At 41.2% G+C, this 23,509-nt stretch carries 18 protein-coding genes, 1 tRNA gene and 1 rRNA gene; 6 read left to right on the top strand and 14 right to left on the bottom strand.

Annotation, left to right across the window (positions count from 1 at the left end; all coding sequences use genetic code 11):
• Positions 1-282 precede the first annotated feature (282 nt).
• Positions 283-600: a DUF1775 domain-containing protein gene (locus tag BR30_RS33115; protein ID WP_231507676.1), complete on the bottom strand. Its 318-nt coding sequence runs from the start codon at positions 598-600 to the stop codon at positions 283-285.
• 199 nt (positions 601-799) lie between these two features.
• Between BR30_RS33115 and BR30_RS0110685 the strand changes: the two genes are divergently transcribed.
• On the top strand, positions 800-1,636 hold the full coding sequence (locus BR30_RS0110685; protein WP_026565018.1) for a class II fructose-bisphosphate aldolase: 837 nt from the start codon (positions 800-802) through the stop codon (positions 1,634-1,636).
• A 63-nt stretch (positions 1,637-1,699) separates the two neighbouring features.
• Here the strand turns inward: BR30_RS0110685 and BR30_RS0110680 are convergent, their stop codons facing one another.
• Positions 1,700-2,320 carry a GntR family transcriptional regulator gene (locus BR30_RS0110680; RefSeq protein ID WP_026565017.1) on the bottom strand — a complete coding sequence of 207 codons (621 nt, stop codon included), beginning with the start codon at positions 2,318-2,320 and terminating at the stop codon, positions 1,700-1,702.
• A 310-nt stretch (positions 2,321-2,630) separates the two neighbouring features.
• Between BR30_RS0110680 and garR the strand changes: the two genes are divergently transcribed.
• From garR to BR30_RS0110650, 5 genes are all read left to right on the top strand, one after another.
• The gene (garR, locus tag BR30_RS0110675) at positions 2,631-3,524 is read left to right on the top strand and encodes a 2-hydroxy-3-oxopropionate reductase (protein WP_026565016.1); all 894 of its coding nucleotides are present in this window, start codon (positions 2,631-2,633) and stop codon (positions 3,522-3,524) included.
• Between the two features lie 3 nt (positions 3,525-3,527).
• Positions 3,528-4,964 carry a four-carbon acid sugar kinase family protein gene (locus BR30_RS0110670; protein WP_026565015.1) on the top strand — a complete coding sequence of 479 codons (1,437 nt, stop codon included), beginning with the start codon at positions 3,528-3,530 and terminating at the stop codon, positions 4,962-4,964.
• 184 nt (positions 4,965-5,148) lie between these two features.
• A complete protein-coding gene (locus BR30_RS0110665) occupies positions 5,149-6,468 on the top strand; it encodes a gluconate:H+ symporter (RefSeq protein WP_026565014.1) in 1,320 nt (439 codons plus the stop codon).
• A 159-nt stretch (positions 6,469-6,627) separates the two neighbouring features.
• The gene (locus tag BR30_RS0110660; RefSeq protein WP_026565013.1) at positions 6,628-7,248 is read left to right on the top strand and encodes a DUF2238 domain-containing protein; all 621 of its coding nucleotides are present in this window, start codon (positions 6,628-6,630) and stop codon (positions 7,246-7,248) included.
• A 747-nt stretch (positions 7,249-7,995) separates the two neighbouring features.
• Positions 7,996-10,659 carry an SGNH/GDSL hydrolase family protein gene (locus BR30_RS0110650; protein ID WP_026565012.1) on the top strand — a complete coding sequence of 888 codons (2,664 nt, stop codon included), beginning with the start codon at positions 7,996-7,998 and terminating at the stop codon, positions 10,657-10,659.
• Between the two features lie 165 nt (positions 10,660-10,824).
• On the opposite strand, the gene BR30_RS0110645 is transcribed toward BR30_RS0110650, so the two are convergent.
• The 12 genes from BR30_RS0110645 to rrf form a co-directional block, all read right to left on the bottom strand.
• Positions 10,825-11,934, bottom strand: a complete 1,110-nt coding sequence (locus BR30_RS0110645) for an FtsZ/tubulin family protein (RefSeq protein WP_026565011.1) — start codon at positions 11,932-11,934, stop codon at positions 10,825-10,827.
• A gap of 517 nt (positions 11,935-12,451) precedes the next feature.
• Entirely contained in the window at positions 12,452-13,486 is a 1,035-nt protein-coding gene (galE, locus tag BR30_RS0110640) for a UDP-glucose 4-epimerase GalE (protein WP_026565010.1), read from the bottom strand.
• Between the two features lie 250 nt (positions 13,487-13,736).
• Complete coding sequence (locus BR30_RS0110635) at positions 13,737-14,894, bottom strand: UxaA family hydrolase (RefSeq protein ID WP_026565009.1); 1,158 nt, start codon at positions 14,892-14,894, stop codon at positions 13,737-13,739.
• A complete protein-coding gene (locus BR30_RS0110630) occupies positions 14,891-15,205 on the bottom strand; it encodes a UxaA family hydrolase (protein ID WP_026565008.1) in 315 nt (104 codons plus the stop codon). The genes BR30_RS0110635 and BR30_RS0110630 overlap by 4 nt, the downstream gene beginning before the upstream one ends.
• Before the next feature lie 20 nt (positions 15,206-15,225).
• Positions 15,226-16,350, bottom strand: coding sequence for a UxaA family hydrolase (locus BR30_RS0110625; RefSeq protein ID WP_026565007.1), 1,125 nt, complete (start codon positions 16,348-16,350; stop codon positions 15,226-15,228).
• 53 nt (positions 16,351-16,403) lie between these two features.
• The gene (locus BR30_RS0110620; RefSeq protein WP_026565006.1) at positions 16,404-17,534 is read right to left on the bottom strand and encodes a 2-keto-3-deoxygluconate permease; all 1,131 of its coding nucleotides are present in this window, start codon (positions 17,532-17,534) and stop codon (positions 16,404-16,406) included.
• A gap of 196 nt (positions 17,535-17,730) precedes the next feature.
• Complete coding sequence (locus BR30_RS0110615; RefSeq protein ID WP_026565005.1) at positions 17,731-18,690, bottom strand: fumarylacetoacetate hydrolase family protein; 960 nt, start codon at positions 18,688-18,690, stop codon at positions 17,731-17,733.
• 36 nt (positions 18,691-18,726) lie between these two features.
• On the bottom strand, positions 18,727-19,677 hold the full coding sequence (locus tag BR30_RS0110610; RefSeq protein ID WP_026565004.1) for a U32 family peptidase: 951 nt from the start codon (positions 19,675-19,677) through the stop codon (positions 18,727-18,729).
• Between the two features lie 197 nt (positions 19,678-19,874).
• Positions 19,875-21,341 carry an alpha-ketoglutaric semialdehyde dehydrogenase GucD gene (gene gucD / locus BR30_RS0110605; RefSeq protein WP_026565003.1) on the bottom strand — a complete coding sequence of 489 codons (1,467 nt, stop codon included), beginning with the start codon at positions 21,339-21,341 and terminating at the stop codon, positions 19,875-19,877.
• 121 nt (positions 21,342-21,462) lie between these two features.
• Complete coding sequence (locus tag BR30_RS0110600; RefSeq protein WP_026565002.1) at positions 21,463-22,245, bottom strand: IclR family transcriptional regulator; 783 nt, start codon at positions 22,243-22,245, stop codon at positions 21,463-21,465.
• A 1,020-nt stretch (positions 22,246-23,265) separates the two neighbouring features.
• Positions 23,266-23,338 (bottom strand) — tRNA-Glu (locus BR30_RS0110595).
• Between the two features lie 39 nt (positions 23,339-23,377).
• Positions 23,378-23,494: ribosomal RNA gene (gene rrf, locus BR30_RS0110590) — 5S ribosomal RNA — on the bottom strand.
• Between the last annotated feature and the right edge of the window lie 15 nt (positions 23,495-23,509).

Raw genomic sequence — 23,509 nt, 5'->3', positions numbered from 1 at the left:
TTAAAACCTTATAAGCAAAAAATATTATAATTATGCTTATCTAATATAAATTCAAGTAAAAATTTCGCCGTTACTTATGGTAAGGTTCACCGCACCGACTATATCGGCAGTTAAAAAAAAGAACATTAGGCATTAAAAACCACTGCTCTTTGTTACTAATTATTACTTTTTACGAAGAGCAAGGACGCTCGCAACTAATGAAAGTAAAACTGCAAAACCTGATAAGATTAAAGGAAGAGAGTCACTTGTTTTTTCCGTCTTTGTTTCTACTTTATCAGTCTTTTAAGTTTCTTGGTTCGTATTCTTTGCATCATGATGATCTTCTGTTGCCCCTGCTACAATATCCGTGATGGAATGCGGAGATTGGGAACTTTCATCTCCTGTCCACTCTACAATACTACCATCTTTGTAATATTGAAACGCATCCCAAGCTGCTTTTGTTGCATTGTCTGGATTTTTTCCTACAAAGGTAAACTGTTGGAACTGACCTGACAAAATTCCTTCCCCTGTCGCTTCAAAGGTAAATGATTTTACAAGACCCTTCGAATCTTTTTCATCAGAATATTTCCATCCTGAAACTGGCTGATATGATTTCGCCAAGGTTTTATAAGAAAAACCTTCCCCTATTTGCGTTATGAAAAGTCCATATGGTCGAACTTCCACTTAGATATCGCCATCTGAAGTTTTTTCAAAAGAATTCTATTTAAAGAAACAAATAGTATATAGAAATGTATACAAAAAACAAAAAAATGTATACAATATTCTCGACTTAATCTATCAAATAAGGAGAGAAATAATAATGTTAGTGAATACAAAAGAAATGTTAACACAAGCACAACAAGGAAAATATGCAGTGGCAGCTTTTAACGTATATAACTTAGAAACAGCACAAGCTGCGATCCAAGTAAGCGAGCGGGAAGGTACACCAGTAATCATCGCTCTAGGAGAACGTTATTTTCCTACAGTGGATGTTGAAGGTTTTGCTGCCATGATCAAAGCAATGGCGGAAAAAGTAAAAGTTCCGGTTGCACTGCATCTTGATCATGCCTATGAAAAGGAATCCATTGTTAGAGCGATTCGAGCTGGTTTCACCTCTGTGATGTACGACGGATCTAAATATAATCTTGAACAAAATATCCATTTTACTAAGGAGATTGTGGAAATTGCCCATATGGCAGGTGTCTCTGTTGAAGCAGAAATCGGTTCTGTGGCAAGGGGAGCATTCTCAGATGAAGAGGAAGGCGATGGGACTTTAACGAATCCACAATCTGCTAAGGCATTCGTGTCTGAAACAAACGTTGACTTTTTAGCTGCTGCCATTGGTACGGTTCATGGAATGTACCAGGGCGAACCCAAAATCGACTTGGCTCTGTTAGAAAAGATTCGTGAAGCAGTTGGGATTCCGCTCGTTCTGCATGGCGGTTCTGGGACACCTGAAGATGTTCTAAAGAAAGCAATCGAATTGGGAATTTGTAAAGTAAATGTCAATACAGAAGTTTCCATGGCTGCTGTCTCTTATCTTCAAACATGTATCGAAAAGCAACAAATGGCTCATCTATCTATTATCATGGCAGAAATGCAGCAAGCAATGGAGCCAGTAATGACAAAATTTGTCCGCTTATTATCAAAAAAATAAAAGAACAAAAAGTGCCCTTAAAATGTTTTTAAGGGCACTTTTATTTTTCCAAAATAATGATACTCATTTACTCATTACATGAAGATAAAAGTTCAAGTCTGTTTCTAAGTGCTTTTTCATTAGAATTTCAGCCTTTTCACCATCTCTTGCCTTGATTGCTTCATAAATTTCTTCGTGCTCATCAATTAGATGCGGACGATTATAAATAACAACCGTTTTTCTGAACAAATAAATAATCGCCTGCATCCGATCGATGATATCAATCATGACAGGGTTATTGCTTGCTTTCACAATATCATTATGAAAACTTTCATTGGCAGACATGATTTCTTCTTTAGTGCCCTTTCTGCCAATCTCAACGTATTCGAAAAGTTTTTCAATTTCATTTTCCTTTAAGAAGTTTGCCGCACATCGGGCTGCGTACCCTTCTAGCAGGATCCGGACACTAAACATATTTCGTAAATCCTTCTCCGTTGGATTTACGACTCTCTTTTTCACTACTAATCCTTCATATTCTAATTTTCGTATCGAATCTCGTATCGGTGTTCTGCTGACACCAAGCTCAGCAGCAATTTTTTCCTCAACGATCTTAGTACCGCCAGAAAGCTCACCATTTAAAATTTTATCGCGAAGAATTTCATAACAATGATGATACGCCGGTCGTGAGCTGTTACTTTCAAGCACAAAATTCACCCCAGTTTTTCAATTTCTAATTATATCCATAGTACCAAATTATTTTAATAAAATCACTGAAGTAAAAAGGAAAAATCACTTTCGGCATACAAAAATTCATAAAATGTATACAATTTAAATAAAAAATGTATACAAAAAATATTTTTTAGTATACAATTTAAAACGTAAACACTAATGTAAGCGATTGCTTACAAACTTTCAATTTCAAAGCGGATGACCCAATTAAGATGATAAAAGTAGAAAATCACTTTTCAAGCGGGTATCAGCATTTCATAACATAATGCATGGGGAGGAAAACAGCATGACAAAGAGGATTGGATTTATCGGATTAGGCATAATGGGAAAACCTATGGCTTTAAACCTTGTTAAAGCAGGACATACATTAACAGTTAATGATCTTAATCAAGATGCCGTACAAACTTTAGTGGAAGCGGGTGCAAAGGAAGCTCGTTCACCAAGAGAAGTAGCAGCAAACAGTGAAATTATCATCACTATGCTTCCGGCATCTAAACATGTACAAACTGTTGTTTTAGGTGACAATGGAATTTTAGCAGGAGCTAAAGAAGGCTCCATTATTATTGATATGAGTTCCATTACTCCTGCTGTTTCAAAGGGACTAGCGGAAGATGCAGCAAAAAGAGGCGTTGGCTTTTTGGATGCACCTGTCAGCGGCGGCGAGCCTAAAGCAATTGATGGTACTTTAGCTATCATGGTTGGCGGTAAGGAAGACGTATTCGAAGCGGCAAAATCAGTTCTATTCGATATGGGAAGTGCGGTTACATTAGTTGGAGACAGCGGATGCGGAGTTACAGCCAAATTAGCTAACCAAATCATTGTAAACCTGAATATTGCAGCAATGTCTGAAGCGCTGGTATTGGCAGCTAAAGCTGGAATTGATATTGAAAAAATGTATCAAGCCATCAGAGGCGGATTAGCAGGAAGTGCAGTGCTTGATGCAAAAGTTCCATTAATTCTTGAAAGAAACTTTGCGCCAGGCGGAACCATTGCCATCAATATGAAAGATATTACGAACGTAATGGATACAGCTCATGAAATTGGCGTACCGCTTCCATTATCAAGCCATCTATTAGAAATCTTCCATGCATTAAAAGTGGATGGAAAATTAATGGATGATCATGGCGGTATCGTTCAATATTATGAAAAACTAGCAAATGTTGAAGTAAGGGGTTCTTAATCCATGAGTTCAAATAGAAGATTAGTAGAAGAAGTTTTTAACAACATCCCTTCTGTTGATACAAGCCTTGTGAATGAAATGATTGAAAAGGAACTTAAGAATTTAAATAAAAAAATCATCGTACTCGATGATGACCCAACCGGTGTTCAAACCGTTCATGGAGTTTCTGTTTATACAGATTGGTCTTTGGAAAGTATCGACAAAGGCTTCCAAGAAGACAACTCCATGTTCTTTATCTTAACAAATTCACGTGGATTTACTGCTGCAGAAACAACAAAAGCGCATCAAGAAATTGCCGCCAATATTGTGGAAGCAGCGAAGAGAAACAATCGCCAATTCACCATTATCAGCCGCGGTGATTCAACATTAAGAGGGCATTACCCGCTTGAAACTCAAGTGCTGAAAGAAACAGTTGAAGCAAGCTCAGATAACAGATTTGATGGTGAGGTTATCCTTCCTTTCTTTAAAGAAGGCGGACGCTTCACAATCGATAATATCCACTTTGTTCAATATGATGAGTATCTTGTCCCAGCAGGGGAAACTGAATTTGCGAAAGACCGCACCTTCGGTTATACCAAATCACATTTAGGCGAGTGGGCCGAAGAAAAATCTAACGGTGAATATCAAGCTGAGAATATGACCTATATTTCGCTTGAAAGCCTGCGTGCACTAGATATTGACACCATTGAACAGCAGCTTCTGAAAGTGGAAGACTTTAATAAAGTCATTGTGAATGCAGTTGATTATGCGGATGTTAAAATCTTTACCATTGCTTTAATTAGAGCGATGAATAAAGGAAAGAATTTCATGTTCAGAAGCGCAGCCGCACTAACGAAAGTAATCGGAGGCGTAAGCGATAAAAATCTGCTCACTCGTGAGGAAATCATGAGTGAAGACAGCAACAATGGCGGATTAGTCATTATTGGTTCCCATGTTAAAAAAACAACAGAACAGTTTGAAGAACTGAAAAAGTCGGATGCCGTTGAATTTATCGAATTCAATGTTCATCTAGTACTTGAGCCTGAAAAATTCGAAAAAGAACTTGATAGAGTAATACAGACAACAAATCAGCTCATTGTTGAAGGAAAAAATGTTGCTGTTTATACAAGAAGAGAAAGACTGGATCTCGGAGAAGACAAAAAAGAAGAAGAACTAAAGCTTTCTGTCAAAATTTCCGATGCAGTAACAAGTATCGTAAAACGGTTAGAAGTAAGACCTTCCTATATTATTGCTAAAGGCGGTATTACCTCTAGTGATATTGGGACAAACGGTCTTGAAGTGAAAAGAGCAACAGTAGCAGGTCAAATCCGACCTGGAATTCCTGTCTGGACAACAGGCAGCGAGAGCAAGTTCCCGGGAATTTCCTATGTTATCTTCCCAGGAAACGTTGGAACAAAAACAGATTTAAGAGAAGTTGTTGAAATGCTAAGTAAAAAGTAATCCAAAAAAAGAATAAATTTTTCTAAAAAATGGTTTGGCCCTGAAGTAAGGAGTTAACACTCATCATATAGTCGTCTTTCAGCAAGAATGAACCATCATCAAGAATCAGATTATAGAGTTTGAGTGAACTCCTTACGGAGGCGGCCTCCTTTTATGAAACCACAAAGGGGAAGAGGGAGAAAAAATGCCAATTATTTCAGTTACTATAGGGGTTGCACTGTTATTAGTATTAATGATGGCCTTTAAATTAAACGCTTTCTTATCATTAATTATTGTTTCGCTGGCGGTAGGAATTCTTGAAGGAATGACACCGATTAAGGCAGTTGAATCCATTGAAGCTGGTCTAGGGGGAACACTTGGACATCTTACCATGATTATTATCTTGGGTGCCGTTCTTGGTAAGTTAATGACCGATTCAGGCGGTGCACAGCGTATCGCGACAACTTTGATTAATGCCTTCGGGGAAAAAAGAGTTCAACTGGCTGCTGTTACTACAGCCGCTGTTGTTGGAATCGCTTTATTCTTTGAAACTGGAGTTGTTGTGTTAATTCCATTAGTATTTACCATTGCCACAGCTGCTAGAGTGCCAGTACTATATCTTGGTATGCCCGTAATTGCTGCCCTGATTACCATGCATGGATTTGTGCCTCCGCACCCTGGTCCAACTGCGGTTGCAAACGTTTTCGGTGCAAATATCGGTTTAACGATGATTTTGGGAATCATCATTGCGATTCCTGCATTTATTCTTGCAGGTCCCGTTTATACAAAATTATTTAAAAAAGAATCGTTAGAAATTGAAATTCCAAAAGGTCTATTTAATCCGAAGAAATTTAAAGAAGAAGAACTTCCTAAATTCGGAATCAGTCTTCTCACAGCTCTTTTACCTGTTATTTTAATTGCTTTACAAGCAATTGTAGAAATTTTTGCGCCTGAATCAGCATTTGCACCGGTAACAGATTTTATTGGTAATGCTAATATTGCCCTTTTAATTTCAGTGATTGTAGCCATCTTTACCTTCGGTTTAAATCTTGGTAAGAAAATGCCGGAAATTATGCAATCTCTTAGTGAATCTGTAAGCGGAATTGGTATGATTCTTTTAATCATTGCAGCAGGTGGTGCGTTCAAACAAGTACTGATTGACAGCCACATTGACAAATATATTTCCGATCTCATGGCTGGCTCTAACCTTTCACCTCTGCTTCTAACTTGGCTAATCGCAGCAATCCTAAGGATTGCTGTAGGTTCTGCAACAGTAGCAGGTATGACAGCCGCTGGTATTGCTGCACCTCTTGTCGCTTCAACTGGTGCAAGCCCTGAATTGATGGTACTAGCTGCTGGTGCGGGAAGTGTTACCTTCTCACACGTGAATGACGCAGGCTTCTGGATTTACAAAGAATACTTTAATCTAACCATTGGAAAAACCATTAAAACATGGTCTATCATGGTAACGATTATTTCTTTAGTTGGACTTGCTGGTGTCCTAATCTTGGATATGTTTATATAACATGTAAAAAAGGGATTGTTCTGCTGAACAATTCCTTTTTTGCAATATGTCAATCGGACGCTTGTCTTTTTTCGGAACCTAGCACCCCATACCTCTTTCTATATTTTTTTAATTTTAGCCAATACTATATTCATCTTGTTTTCCGATGGAGTGATTGGAGTGCCACGTAAAAAAGCTAGTTCGATACATTTTTTCTTATTATTTGTTGTTATGCTAATTCTTATTTGGTCCCTGATTAAACCTGTGGAAGGTTATATGGTCTGGTTGATGGAGGTTTCACCTTCAGTATTAGTTTTAATATTCTTGATATCAAGATACAATCATTTTCGCCTTACCACTGTTTCCTATGTCATTATTACCCTTCTTGTCATTTTAACGTTTATAGGAGGGCATTATTCTTATTCCAAAGTACCTCTCTTTACATGGATTAAAGATTATTATGATTTAAAAAGAAACCACTATGATCGGTTTGGTCATTTCCTTAAGGGGTCTATGGTCATAGTTATACTAGAGATATTATTAAGGAAAACAGCTTTATTGAAAAGTAAAACGACAAATTTTATTGCTCTATGTATAACACTAGCAATCGGGGCTTTCTACGAAATCATCGAGTGGGCAAGTACAAAAATAGGGAAAGAAGGGAAAGCCACAAAAGATTTTTTAGGCATGCAAGGAGACATATGGGACGCCCAGTGGGATATGTCATTTTTATTAGTGGGCTCCATTCTTTCGCTTTTTTTCACAAAGATCCTTTATAAAGGATTGGAAAAACCTAGATAATGAGTTGCTTGAACTGTTTGATCGTGTAGATGTTCATTACACAGTAATCAATGGTTACAATCTTTCCAGATAGGTATGCCACAGGGTCGGTTCTCATGGCCTTTTTTGATGATTGAGTACCACCAGAATGTCCCCACGGCCCTTAATGTATGACAAATTTCGTCCAGTTTCCTTACTAATCAAACGTTTGATTGAAACAGCTATAAATTCTGCTATATATGGACTTTCCCTGCAGCTCAATTATGAAAATTGTCGAGATGCGCTACAAAATTCCGCAGGAAATATCCCATTTATCTACAAAATTAGATTGGTTACTTACAATTCCATTATTCTATTAAAACCCCTCCTTTTCAAAACTATCCATACATTTAATTAAAAGTGGTCCCAACACATACCATTCCCTCTCCATACTTAAAAAAATTGTCTTAAACTCTTCCTTTCCCCTAGCCTTGATATACAGCATATTTCCGCAGCTATCTCGTCGATTCTTCACCCTTATGAATTTCTTCCTGATTTCATTTGATTTCATTGGTTTATCATACTTTATGTTAAATAGACATTCACCAAAATATGGTTCTAGTTTAATTGGTTATCAAATATATTGTTAATCGGGTTTTTATCAAGTCCTTCACAACTTTTAATCTCCCTGTAGTTAAAGAAATATTGTGTCATTCTAAGGATCACTAGTAATTCATTGGTTTGTTGGATGATAAATGCCTAAACATTGTTTATCTCAGGAGGAATCACATGTCTACAACTCTAGGAACACAATTTATCCCTGTTGCTCTAAAATCCTTTTCAATTAGTTCCAACACCATCACTTCAACCACAAGTTTAAGCCAGGACCGATTACAGTATCACAAAGCAGTTCTAGAATCCGTGGGAATTACTTCCCTATCATCCCTTGGAACACTTAATTTATCAGGTAATTTAATACCTCAAGCAGGGCTTACAAAGCCTGATCCTAATTTAGCGGCCACGACCACACAGGCATACTTCCAGTCGGCGTATAAAGTAACGAACACTGCAACCACACCCGTACTTCAACCTGTTGGAGGCCAGGCCACTATTTTGAAAGCAGTCCCATTGCCTTCAAGAACAGTAACTGCTGCCTCCGTACCGGGTATTACCACACAGATCAATGTAGATACCGCTTATTGGGTAGCAACAGAAATCAATTTACAGGACAATACAACAGTAGTTCTAAAGCAGCCTCAGCGTTATCTTATTTTAATTGCAGAAAAAATTACAGTTGGCCAAAATGTTACGTTTACATGGGAAAGGCCAAGTAAATCCAGTCCCGCTAAACTTGGGAAACCAGGAACACCACCTCAAGTATCAACTTCGACTACACTGGTAGGGATTACAGGGACAAATGGAAAACATGGTGACAAAGGCGGCAGAGGCCCCGATGGAAATAGTGCACCTGAACTAGAACTATGGGTTCTTGATATGATTGGACGTCCTGCTTTTGATTTAAGGGGGCAGGATGGAACCACCGGTGGTTCTGGTCAGGACGGCGGGAATGGCGGCCAAGGAGGAAAAGGAAAACCTGCCCAATTAGACTGGTCAGGATTCTGTAAGTCAGGGGCAGGTGCTGGCGGCAACGGAGGAACTGGAGGAAATGCAGGTCAGGGCGGAGATGGCGGCAATGGCGGATACGGTGGAAAGCTTTCTTTTTATGCCCCTCAGAACGTGATCAATCAATATCTTCAAGGCTTTTACATAACCGTGGATGGTGGCCGCGGTGGAGCTGGAGGTCAGCCTGGTTATCCCGGTTCAGGCGGCCCTGGAGGACCTGTTGGAGATTCTCTTAAAGCAAACTTTGGAGCCGTTTGTGGACCTGGACCAAGAACTGCCGGATCAAGAGGGCCTGATGGTGCTTACTCTGGCCAAGGTGCCAGCGGGTACGATGGCGGAAAACTTCCGGAACCAATCAGTATGCGTGCCATCGATCCTGATGATTTTCGCAGAAAACTTCTAGAACCGGCAATTTTTGAAGCAACTCCGGCTTATGCCTATGCAGCGGAAAGCGTAACATTAAAAGGCAAGCGTTTTACGAAATCGGATGTAGTGCTAATCGATGGTTCACCTGTACCAACAAACGTTTACAGTGATACTTCCCTGCAATTTTCGGCTCCTTTTATAAGAGGGGGGCAGCACACACTTCAGGTAAAACAGTCGGATGGAACATTATCCAATAAAGCCTCTTTGTATATTAAGCCCAAGGTCGACTCTGCCCAGCAGGATAATAAAGAAAATGAACATATGCGAGTCAAGCCAGGGAGAAAAGTAACATTAATAGGTAGTGGGTTTTCAGAAAATGCCATTGTTCGGATCAATGATCAAGATATGCCGGATGTTACTTTGTTAAGCCCGACCCAGCTAGAATTCACATTGATCAGACCATCTACAATAGAAGAAAACCCATCAGGTGAGCATGCTGTAGCGCGCGTGATTTTATCAGATGGAACGCCATCTAACACCCTCAACTTAGTGTTGGATACCTTTCATATGCTTGTCATTGGTGATTCAGTATCTTGGGGTCAAGGCTTACCAGAACATGAAAAGCACTATTCCCTCGTCGGCAATGCTGTCAAAGCACGAAATGGAAATATCGGATACTATACGCAAGTGCTTGCACACTCTGGGGCAACGATTGGAGTAGATGACCCTAAAAATACTCCAGCTGTAGATGGAGAAGTACCTGTTTCCTATCCGACCATTCTACAACAGTGTGATCTATTTGTCGGGGAACAGTCTGAAGTAGATCTTATTATTATGGATGGCGGAATCAATGATGTTAATCTTCGAGTCGTCCTGAATCCTTTTAATACTGATGATTTGAGTGCCCTTCATCGGACTCACTTCCTTGATAATAGTAAAACTTTATTTACTAAAGTGGCAACTACCTTTCCAAATGCCAAGGTAATTGTAACGGGATATTATCCCCCTGTTTCTGAACACAGTGATTTAACCGCTGTAGAAGTTTTACTTGTCGCTTTAGGAATTGCAACTGAGGGGATACCTGGCGGTGTTGTTGCTGGATTTTTGACTGAACATCACCTACAGATCATCCATGCAAGAAGCCTGCAGCTTGCTACCGAGTCAAAATTGTTTCTCCAACAAGCTGTTGATGAAACAAATGCTGCCTTGACTGGTGAAAAACGTTTTTTCTTTGCCGATCCAAATATAGGTGTAGAACACTCTGCACTTTCCAATGATCCTTATTTATTCGGGATTAATTTGGATATGTCCCCACAAGATTTTATCGCAGCTGATCGGCTGGTCTCTTGCACAGAAGCTGGCTGTACGGGAATAGACTTTGAGATCTGCAAACGAGCTTCAATGGGTCATCCTAACAATAAAGGGGCAATTGCATACGCAAATGCTATCTACCCGCTTTTATAAGTTAAAAAAAGACGAATCCACGCGGATTCGTCTTTTTGCATGATTGGTCAATAAGAAAATAGCTTATTACAAAGAGAACACCCAAAAATACGGTTCCTGATGCAAGTCTGATTTTTCATTATTTCTATGAAATGACCATTTTCATTTCCAGTATTTGCACATTTGTTATTTCAGGTTCTTCGGTAACTTGGACGCTACTGGTCCTCCCTGTTTATCAGGTTTTTTAGCTTTTAGGCCAGATGCCCAAGATACTTTAGACTCATACCTCTGACTTTGTTCCTTGTTGACTAGGTTTTGTAAACGATCTTTGTTCTTTTCAAGGGAATCCTCTATTGATAGCAGGCGCCGGGTAGGGAAGGAAAAGCCCGCTAGAATGGTTGTTATAGTAGCGTCAGTTTCTGAGAAATAGGTCCCTTCGAATAATTGTAAAGGTTCTCCAACCCTTTCAAAGATAGATGGTACATTAATTAGCTTAGACATATTCTCTGGTCCTTCATAGATTAAACCAGCTCGAATGACGCCCGCTGATTCAACAGGACAGAATATTGAGTTAACCCAAGATTGGTGAATTTCTCTAGATACGTCAGACGATGTCTTAGCGTCTGTGATTGTGGCAGAAGATATTAACGTTACTCCTCTTGTGTTAAGAATATTCATTAGGTCCGACTCATCAAAGTTACCATAAAAAGAACTCTTATGCGTGACTCGCAGTACATTGTTAATTGCTTCCATGACTTGTTGATTAGAAGAAAGATAGATCAGATGTTTGCTGGATTGTGGGTTAATCTTACGCATCTGATCATTGTCTACAAGGAATACAGAAGAGATGGCTTCGATTTTGGAAATCTCTTCAATACATTCAGAAGCATTGATTCGGTTTCCAGCTAACACGTTTCGCTCAGGTAAAATAGCAATAGCACCAATGTTGACGCCAGGCAGATGATCTAACAACATATCAATTAATAAAGGGCTCATACCAGATCCAGTACCACCATCGGTAGAGAAAGCCACCAATAACAGCCTTATGTTTTTAAAGGACCCCTTTACAAAGTCAATCAGCTCTCGATAATTTTCTTTAACAGCTCTTAATCCGATTGATCTATCTTGACCAGCACCATTATAACCAGGGACAAAATACTTCTTCTCCACCCTCGTGTTTACTATCCCATCACGTTGGTTAGTGTTGATTAAGGCGGTTTGAAAGCCCAAGGTTGTTGCTATCTCAGCTATATTACCGCCTGCTTGACCTACACCCAAGATTCCAATTGATTTCACCAGATCGCCTCCTTATCTTAATATGATAATACTCAAATTTTATGAATTTAGACTTTTTCATTTTAAAAATGGTTTTTAATTTGGTTAGTGAGGACCATGTGAACCATCCCCATAGTCTTGGCCTACGTCACTAACCGACACTCTTTCGACAAAATACCATTTAGGCTATACTATTCAAACGTTTGGTTAAAACTTCTACAAGTACTGATGCATATGAATTCCCGGAGCAAAGTAGACAAGAAGAATGTCGCAAAAGCATTTATTAATTTCGCAGGAAATAACCCATCTTTTAACAAAATCAGATGGGTTTCTCATCAACTTACATTATTCTACTAATCCCTCACATTTTCGAAACTACACAAACGTTTAATTAAAAGTTACTTCAGCTCGCATTATTCCTAGATTTTCCACTTTAAATACATGAGAAAAATGTCAAGAACTGCGATTAACTTTCCCCCATAAAAAAAGGAAACAGACACACCCTATTCGGTATGTAACTGTTTCCTTAAGTTATAATTCACTTTGATTCTACCACTACATTTGTTTCATACCCATTCGGATTATTTTCCTGCCATCTCCAAGAATCTCTACACATGTCTTCAATTCCTCGTTCAGCAGTCCATCCTAGAACATTTTTGGCCTTTAAAGGATCTGCATAACAAACAGCTACATCTCCAGGTCGGCGCTCCACCACCTTATAAGGAACTTTCACACCCCCTGCTTTTTCAAAAGCTGTTACCATTTCTAATACACTATAACCAGTTCCCGTTCCAAGATTAATGGCATCCACACCAATAGAAGACTTTACTCTTTCAAGTGCTTTCAAATGGCCTAGTGCAAGGTCAACAACGTGAATATAATCCCTTACACCCGAACCATCAACCGTTGGATAATCATTTCCAAACACTTGTAATTCTTTCCTTTTCCCTACAGCCACCTGAGTAATAAATGGCATTAAATTATTAGGGATACCATTGGGATCTTCTCCAATCCTACCACTCTCATGAGCTCCAATTGGATTGAAGTAACGCAATAAGGTAATACTCCAGCTATCATCTGCTATATATAAATCACGGAGGATTTCTTCTATCATAAGCTTAGTTCGGCCATATGGATTGGTTGCACTTAGTGGGAAATCTTCAGAAATGGGTACCCGTTCTGGCATACCATAAACAGTTGCAGATGAACTGAACACAAGATTCTTCACACCATATTTCTTCATCACATCACAAAGAATAAGTGTTCCAGTTATATTATTATGATAATAATGGAGAGGGATCGAAACGGATTCCCCAACCGCTTTTAGTCCTGCAAAATGGATAACGGCTTCGATTGAATGGTTTGAAAACACATCCTCAAGTCGGTTTCGGTCAAGCAAGTCAACCTCGTAAAATAAAAAGTCTTTACCAGTTATCTCTTTCACTCTATTTAATGATTCTGGTTTACTGTTTGAAAAATTATCTAGAACAATAATTTCATAGCCTGCTGATAGTAGCTCAACACAAGTATGACTACCAATATATCCAGCACCGCCTGTTACTAAAATAGCCATTAACCATCTCTCCTTTAATAAGCACTTATTTACTCAAAAAGCATAAGATGCAGCTGTTCAATTCAACTTAAATAAATATAAAAATGCCCAATATTCTAATTTCATTATAAACTCATTAGAGCCTTCTGATTTGTTAATTTTTTGTAAATCGGCTCTAACACAGACCAGTTACTATTTAAAAAATTTATTAATTACATAATAAATCCCCTATCTGCTCATGATAGGGGATTTTCTACTTGTATATATTACTCTATCTAGTTTCTGCTAATCGCCAAATCGCAAATTCTTGATTTTTATGTCTTTCGGCCGCCGTCAACTCGCCGCCTGCCGTTTCCATGATCAGGTCATAGATTTCTTGGCCAATTTCCTCAATCGTATTGAGCCCTTGAATGATTTTTCCGGCATTCACATCAATATGCTCAGACATGATTTCATAGAGTCTTGGGTTAGTTCCCACTTTAATCACTGGGACAATAGGCGAACCTGTCGGCGAGCCCTTCCCAGTGGAAAACAAGACAATTTGAGCACCCCCTGCAGCCAGGCCGGCAACCGATTCCACGTCATAACCCGGTGTGTCCATAAAGACAAACCCTTTTTCTGTCGGCTTTTGGGCATAGGCAATCACTTCCATCAACGTCGAATTTCCGCCCTTTTTAATACAGCCTAACGATTTTTCCTCGAGGGTCGTTAACCCGCCTGCCATATTACCCGGCGTCGGATTGGCCGAGCGAATATCTTCACCGGTGTCGCGGATTCGTTCTTCGTATTCCCTAACAATTTTTAAAAAGGCTTCCCCGACTGCCGGACTAACAGCTCGTTTGGCCAAAATATGCTCCGCCCCGATAGCTTCGGTCGTCTCCGCTAAAATACTGGTTCCTCCATCTCGTACAACTGCATCAGAGCAGGCTCCAATCGCGGGATTAGCGGTGATTCCGGACCAAGCATCTGACCCGCCGCATTCAAGCCCAATAGTCAATTCGGTTATATCGGCCGTAACCTTTTCTTGGGCAAGGCTTCGTTCGACTGCCGTTTCGAGCCATAGCTTTCCTTCCTTCAGAATGTCCGAAATGCTTTTATCCTTTTGAAAAGTAATCGAATGGACATAACAGCCCTCTTCCTTTAAGCTTTCAACAATTTCCTCGGCGGGGTCGCCATCACCCATCCCTAAAAGAAGGGCGGCACTCACATTCGGATGGCCAGCCGTACCCTTCAGCGTTCGAATCGTCTGTTCTAAATCCTCCGGATATTGGGCTTTTCCTGCCTGATGAGCAACAGGAATAACCCCCGGGACCAACTGAGCCACTTTTTTCGTAAAACTGGCCAACTCTCCAACCGTATTCATCACTATGACGTGATTTCGTACCCCTATACTTCCATTCGCCCGCCGGTATCCTTGAAAGGTCTTCATGGCAAGTGAACCTCCTTTCGTGTGCTTAATCGTTCTTCTTCCTTCAATCCACGGACATTGAAGACATGTACATGGGAACCAGGCTGAATGTCTTCTGTAGCAATCCCCATGCATTCCCCATATTTTAGGATTTTTCCATCCTTAGGGATCACTACCGTCGCAATTTTATGTCCATAAGGAATAGTCTTGCTAACTTCTACGGTTTCATCGCTCCCTTGAATAGAAAGCCATTCACCCTCACTTATGTTCCTAAGGGCCACGGCTACGTTATCATTCTCATTAAGCTTCAGTGCATTGTATTTTTGGGTCATTTCGTTCCCACCATCCTTTGTTAAAAAGTCGTACCTACATGAGGTATAGAAAACTCACCGAGTTCCAGTTGTTCCAGACAGGTTTGCTTACCGGAACAAATCTCAAGGAATTCCGAGATCACCGCTTCCACTTGAAGAGAAACAGGTTCGGATGTAACTGTGTAATCAATTAACTCATCAAACACTTCATTTTGGTGCTGTGGTGCAATGGTCATACAAGGCAATGCTAGCGATCCCGTCAACACCCCTCTATTACTGACAATTAATACAAGGTTACAACCGCTAGAAGCCATATTCGATAAGGCCTCTACGATATTGCTAGGAACTGTTATCAAATGAAGCCCTTTTTCAGCGGGTATTTCGCTATATCCGAGCACACTTTTGATTGTGTGGGTACCTGTCATCTCCGCTTCAAGACTGGCAAGTGTTTGCTCTGGTTCTGAAAAATTATCATGAGTGAGCGAGCCGTTGCTGACTTCCTTCCATCGTCGCCGCTGCAATCCCCCACCGGCACGCTTCAAACGATTGCTCACCTCTTCATCATCAGAACGTTGTGATAATAAAAGACCCGCTGGTTCTAATGATTGGGAAAGACCAAACAGGACATTTGCTCCTTGCTCCACTAAACGGTCCACCACCCCGCCTATAACAGGAGCAGCTTTTTCTAAGGAACCTTCATCTAAATCAACCGGTAAAATACCAACCGACAGTGAGGAGATTGGCAGACGCTCCCGCTGTTGACTTGCTACTTCCTGTGACCATTGTTCCGCTAATTCCACACCTCTATTGATCGTGTTTTCGCCACCTGCCAGCTGCTGAATCCCGATACCTTTTACCGGCTTGGTTTTTGGAATGCTCTCAAGCAAGCCACTGACTTGGTTCGTTTCGCAGCCTAATCCAACCAGCAGTGAGGCATAAAGGTTGGGATTATCTGCGACTCCTGCTACCATATTTTTCGTTAATTTAAAATCGTCTCCGAGCTGCGCACAGCCATTGCCGTGAACAAATGGAACCGCACCAGGAACCTTTTCGGCAATTTCCCGAGCCACCACACTGGAACATACGACAGAACAAATCACCCCAATATGATTCCTGATTCCTGCCTTCCCATCATTTCGCTTGTACCCATTAAAAAAATAGTCCAATGATATCGCTCCCTTCATTTTCCGTAAATAAATAGTAGAAATATTACAAAAAATCAACCCAGTTTTTCTTCAATACTGGTTTTCACTCCAGATGTTTGCACCTCATCGTGGAACTCTACTTTCCCATCGATGCCGCGTCTCCTTTGATACTTATCGGCCAAGATAACTGCAATCGGAACTAGAAAGGCCGTCGTGATCGTCGAAATGGAGATTTGTGCCGATGCTATTGTCACAAGGCCATGATATACTTCTGCATCAGCAGCGGACATTAACCCTGAACCGCTGGCAACCGTTGCAGCCGCTGCAATCGCTGCAGGTGTGGCCACGGCATTTCCGGCCGTAGAGGCCTCGGCCCAAGGGGCAATAATGCTTTTTTCACGGAACAGCTTGAAGGTAAGAGCCATCGCACTACCAGAAAATAGAACGGTCATCAGTGCAAGGACTACCCCAGCTCCAACTACCTCAGGGTTAAAGAAGCTTGCCAAATTCATACCGGCCCCTAAAGCAAAGGCAAAAAACGGAATAACCAAAGTTTCTCCAGCCGCTAAAAAGTTGCGGACTTCGTGATCCAAATTCCCTATTAACATACCAATTAAAATCGGCAATAAGACAGCTATAAAAGCAATAAGCGGGAAGTTCGCACCCATCATACCAAGCGCCATCAAGGTAAAAAACGGCCCGTCATTCAAGGAAAGAATAGCCGTTGCTCCGACATCCGAACGATTTCCGTATTGTCCCGTCAACGCCGCAAACATTCCCCCATTTCCATTTGTCATCGCGGCAATAATCGCCATCGTCGATAGACCAAGGAAGCCATGAACAGGGTCAGACAGTATCCCCCAAATCATCCCGATGGCAAACCCAGCTAAATACTTGGAGGCCGTCAATAGCACACCCTTCTTAAGTGCTTTTCCGCCGACACGGAGATTCATTTGGCTCCCGGCGCAAAACAAGAATAAGGCACACAGGGTGGAAGCACCATCCTTAAATAACGCCTGTGTAAAACCACCGATTTTCATAAACTCATAGTTTCCATCCTCGTTAGGGGCTACTCCCAGTGCTTTGAGGAAATCCATAATAAAGGGAAGATGCAGTTGATCAATCGTATTAAACAAGGCTCCTGCTAGTAACGGGACAACCATGAGGCCGCCAGGGACTCTATCAATTGTTTGTTTAATTTTCATTCTTTCACTCTCCTGTTTATATTTATAGATTTGAAAAACCAGTGGCCTAACCGTTTACAAATAATCTATAGGATTTCTGTTCATTCTTAGAAGAGAGTGGAGGCTGACTCGTAAGCAGGTTCACCTTACAACTCCATCGTATGAGGTCTAAATGCTTATCCTGAGTCAGCCGGTTTATAACATATCTAGAAGAAATTCACTTAGAGGTTAAAAGGGTCTTGTCTGATGAATGTTGGATGTTTTTTGAATCATTTTTTACATGATTAGTCAGCGTGCCAATTTTTTCTATGGAAATGGATAACATGTCTCCTTCCTTCAACCACACTTGAGGATTTCTGCCCATTCCAACTCCTGGAGGTGTCCCCGTTGCAATCAGATCACCGGGCTTTAACGTCATGCTCTGAGATAAGTAGGAAACAATGGTTGGAATCGTAAAAATTAAATTCGATGTATTGGATTGCTGCATCATTTCATCATTTAATGTCAGCGAAATGTCCAGTTGATGCGGATCTCCAACCTCCTCTTTTGTGACAATGACTGGCCCTATCGGTGCAAAGGTATCCGCTGACTTTCCACGCGACCATTGGCCGTCTGCAAATTGAAGATCTCTGGCACTGACGTCATTCATAATCGTGTAACCAAACACATAGTCCTCCGCTTCCGCTTCTGACACACACTTTGCTTCTTTTCCAATCACAATCGCAAGTTCTGCTTCATAATCAACTTTCTGGGAATTGATTGGCAGTAGGATGGCGTCCTTATCTCCAATGATGGTGTTGGCATACTTTGAAAAAATAACCGGTGAGGGTGGCGGCTCCATGTTGGTTTCGCTACAGTGGTCTAAGTAGTTTAGACCGACACAGATGATTTTTTCCGGCTGCGAGATGGGGGCTAATACCTCTACATCCGCCAAGGAGCTTATAGTAAGGTCCTGTTTTTCCGAATCATTCTCATAACACTGAAGAAGGGCTTCTATATAAGGAAGCAAGGTTTCACTTTGTTCAATTAACTGCTTCATATCATTGGGGATCGTACAGTCTTGTGAAAGCTGCTGCTTGTAACGCTCATTCAAATCGCCTGCATGTAAAACTTGTTCTCCAGCAGTAATGACTCCAAGCTGTTGACCCGATTCACTACGGAATGTTACGAATTTCATTTTCAATTCCTCCTAGTAATTTTTCAAGAAATGCAGTTATACACTAGCCGTTGCAGATACAATCTTTGGAATCCCTAGCCCGTCAGCACCTAGTTTGGATGTTTTGGCCTCAGGATAATATCGTTCAATCATTTGGACGCCTAGCGCCGCACGGCGGACACGTTCTTTCACCAGTGAAATGTTGGTACTCTCCCATTGTCTTCCGGATGGGTATACATCTGGATGATTCCGCAGGCCGAATTTAATATACACCGGTGCCAATACACGAATAATTTCCGGAATCTCATAGTAGCGGAGGAAACCGCCCAAATTGTCCGGCACTTCTACATATAAATCAATCGGGATATCGATCGATTGCCTGATAGCAGCCAGCTTATGTAGCGTCAATGCAGTGGGAACATTATACGTTCCGGCCCCGAGGTCCTGCATCAACCTTACGGACACAGGATTTGCTGCGCCCATTTGAACCGATACCTTTACCACAAATTCCTCCGGCAGCTGACCCTGTTTTTTCATCTCCTTTGTCAGCATCAAGAGGCCTTCATCCGCCACAAGTGCCCCCCGCAGTCCGAGTCTGGCGCCTCTTTTTAAATCCTCCATGGCATAAACTAGCTGGTCTGCTCCCTCGTGTCGCAAAGCAATCGATTTTCCACCGTCCGTCAGCGGCTGTGCACTAATATCCCAGGTGCCCCTCGGTCCAACAAACAAACTAAGTTCCATTCCTCTTTCGGCTGTCATCCTGCACATTTCCAAAATTTCTTCGTCTGTTTGGAGCATAATTCCGCTTCCCTGCGATACCCGGTGAATCGTTAAACCATAGCGGTCAATTTCATCTAACATCTCTCTTAATGCGACTGGGCCTTCTACACTAGGAAGTTCAATACGGTATTGCGCCCCATCTGGAAATGTTTTGGTGGAAGTAGGCAGGTCTCTTAAATCAGTTGATGGATAACCAAGTTTTTCTAAAAGTTCTCTAGATTCTCTCACTTTTTTTACCTTCTTTCGCGATAATTTAATTAGTGAAGCGCTTTCTTTATTGTTCTATTAAATACTAAGAGATTTCTACATTCCTTTGTTCCAGATTTGGTCAACTGGATATGGTAGAAACCCCTTAGCCAAAGACTCCTTAGAAAAAGATTATGCCAGCACGGCTCCACTGGAACCGCTTAACTTTCTTGCTTTTCTTACCCTTTAATAAAGATAGTTTTAATCGCCGTGAAAAATTCTTTTGCCGCCTCTCCTTGTTCTCGGGATCCTGTGCTTGATGCTTTCATCCCGCCAAAGGGTGCCTGCAGCTCGACTCCTGCGCTCTCCGCATTGATCCGTACTAGACCTGCTTCGATTTCATCAATAAATTCCAGTAGCGTTGCAATATTAGTTGTAAAAATCGATGCGCTCAATCCATATTTCGTATCATTGGCAAATTCAATCGCTTCTTGTAAATCCGCTGCTTTGATGAGAGCCGCAACCGGACCGAAAATTTCCTCTTGGGCGATGGCCATTTCAAGTTTCACATGTTCAAAAATGGCAGGTGTAACATAAAAACCTTGACTATATTCCCCGCCAGTCAACGTTTCTCCACCGTAAATAAGTGAAGCGCCCTCTGCCTTTCCCTTTTCAATATAGCTTCGCACTGTATTGAACTGACTTTCACTGGCACATGGCCCCATCCATATTCCTTCTTGTAAACCATTGCCGACGGTTATTTTTTTTGTGGCTTCTATTAATTTCTCTTTAAAGTCTTCGTAAACGGCCGCTTCCACAATGACCCGACTAGAAGCGGTACATTTTTGACCGGTGGAACGGAATCCCCCGCTGATGACAGCTTCAACCGCGTCATCCAAATCGGCATCCTTTGTCACAATCACAGGGTTTTTGCCGCCCATCTCCAATTGGAATTTAATTCCCCTTGCGGCCGCTGATTTTGCCACTCCTGCACCAACCGTTTCCGATCCGGTGAAGGTAATAGCGTTTAGCAGTGGATGATCAATCAATCCCTGACCGATGATGGCCCCGGAACCAGTGATAAAATTTAGCACACCAGCTGGAATGCCTGCTTTGACAAAGCATTCAACTACCTTTGCTGCCGTTACGGCCGCCTCTGTTGCCGGTTTGAAAACGACGGTATTTCCATATACAAGAGCGGGTGCGATTTTCCAGATTGGAATGGCAACAGGGAAATTCCATGGAGTGATTACGCCAACCACTCCAAGAGGAGCTCTCTTTGTGAACATTAATGCCTCCGAATCAGAAGATGGAATCACATCCCCCTCCTTCCTCATACCTTCCCCAGCATAATAACGAAGTATGGCCACTCCACGAGCGGTTTCGCCTTTAGCCTCCGGAAGGGTTTTACCCATTTCCCTTGTTAATGTTTCAGCAATCTCATCCAAGTTCTCTTCTAAAATATTTGCAGCCTTATATAAAAGCTGGCCGCGGGCAGCCTGCCCCAGTTTGCGCCAGTTTTTTTTCGCTTGATGGGCGGCAAGGACCGCTTTTTCAAGGTCTTCCATAGTAGAATTTTGCACAAATCCGACAATTTCTTCTTTGTTTGCTGGATTAATACTGGTGATGACTTGTTCAGATGCTGATTCCTGCCATTCATTGTTAATAAAATTTTTAAACGCTTTCAAATTTGTGTCGATTAGCATTAAAGATTCACTCCCTTTGGCAAAAATGTATTTGGATCTTTTGCTTTATATCTGCCGGCCTAAGCCGGCTTGAAATGTATTCTATTTTTTCGGCTTTGACTTGGACATAGCCTAATTAGAACTATTTATTCGGTTCTTTACTTTGGGAGCCGGCATAGCCGGCAAGCTGTGATAAGCGGCTGGCTAGCTGGAGTATTTCCTCTTTTGCCGCCTCTTTCTTCTGTCCCCAGCTATTGGTCATCATCGTAAAACTAACACTAGCGATCATTTTATTCTCAAAGTTATAGACTGGCGCTGCTACACAATGAAATCCTAAAGAAGCCTCCTGATTCTCGATGGCATAACCATTTTTATTCGCCTCTTGCAAGTTCCCATAAAGCGTATCGATGTCTGAAATCGTAAACTCCGTTTTTTTCTTCAACGGTTCTTGTAGAATTTCTTTCAGTTCTGCTTTAGAAAATCTCGTTAATTGCATTTTTCCAATGGCAGAGGCATAGGCAGGAAAACGCATTCCGGGGTCTGTAACCAGGCGGACGCGTGAATCCCCTTCCATTTTTCCTAAATAAATGACATCGCCTTCCTCTAAAATTCCTAATTGGATATGTTCATTTATTTTTTGAACCGAACGAGCAGCCTCTTTATAGAAGGACTGGACAATATTAAACTGTTGAAAATAAGCTGCCCCAATCCCCGCCAATGCAGGACCTAAAGAGTAAGTATCACCTTCCGCCTTGGTGACCCACTTTAATGTTTCCAACGTATTCAGCAGGGAAAATAGAGAACTTTTATTCATTTCCAGTCTTTTGGACAACTCAATCAACCGCAGCTGATTGGGAAACTCTCCAATAAGCCTCAGAACCCTATCAGCACGCTCAATAGCTGGAACCCAATACTTTTCCTTCATAACCTATCACTTCGTTTCTATCGGTTTATTATAATAAACCAAGTTTTAAATATTAAACTATTAAAGTCATTCTATCACACTAATATGAATTTTCAAATAATTTTTTAGAAAAAAAAACCAGAAGCATGAAAACCGTCACCACGCTTCCTATTTATCATGAAAAAAAAGAGGCGGGATGACGGTCAGGGACATAGTCTCCACTGACTAAAAAGATAGTGTGGTCAGATTCTCACTCAGCTAAAGTAAAAAGTGATATGCATGAAAAGAGACAGGGAACAAAAGCTCTCTGTCTTTTCTTAATGAAATATGCTTTAATGGTTGCGAACCTACGATTTGCTTATGAGTGATTACAGATTTCCTATGAAAAGGATAGAGGAAAAACGTCACCGATTCGACTATATTCCGTATAGGGTATACTAATCAATCGTTTGATTAAAACAGTTGCAAGTACTGACCTTTATTAATCTTCCCCGCTAAGCATGAAGGAAAATTGTCGAGAAGTTAATAAATTTCGCAGGAAATATCCCAATGTTCCACAAAATCAGATGGGTTTCTCTCGAATTTACACGATTCTAGTAAACTCCCACCTTTTCGCCACTACACAAACGTTTGGTTAAAAGTGACCTCTCTGCGCACCAATACTGACTTTATCCCTACAAATGCCCGAAATGAATGGTGACAACTGTCATAAACCTGTTAAAGGAAGAATCGTAAACAGAACCGTTTATACATGCTGGCTCAGAGTGTAGACAAAAGGGCATCTGAATGTTCCCATTCAGATGCCCTTTTGTCCTTTTTATGCTTTCAATGTCTTATATCAAACCTCTCCCGTAGTCCTGAACGGACTCCACAGGGTACGGGCCCCTAAATATAAAAAAGGTCATAAACACAGGAATCGAACCCGCCAATTCCACAACACTTTCATATTAATTCTAAATAGTGAGCCATGAAGGACTCGAACCCTTCGACCCTCTGATTAAAAGGCAATGCTCTCCCAGCTGAGCTAATCCTCCAATTATGGGACTACTACGGGATTTGAACCCGTGTTACATCCGTGAAAGGGAGGTGTCTTAACCACTTGACCAAAGAGGCCTGATTAAATTTGGACAAAAAAAATAACCCCAAAGGGTTAGCCTGGCAACGTCCTACTCTTACAGGGACGCGTGTCCCAACTACCATCGGCGCTGAGAAGCTTAACTTCCGTGTTCGGTATGGGAACGGGTGTGACCTTCTCGCCATTGCTGCCAGACTATTTATTTGAGGT

This window comes from Bacillus sp. UNC41MFS5 (genome assembly GCF_000686805.1).
Note: the sequence above shows the minus strand (reverse complement) of the source record. Positions and strands in the feature narration are given on the sequence as shown.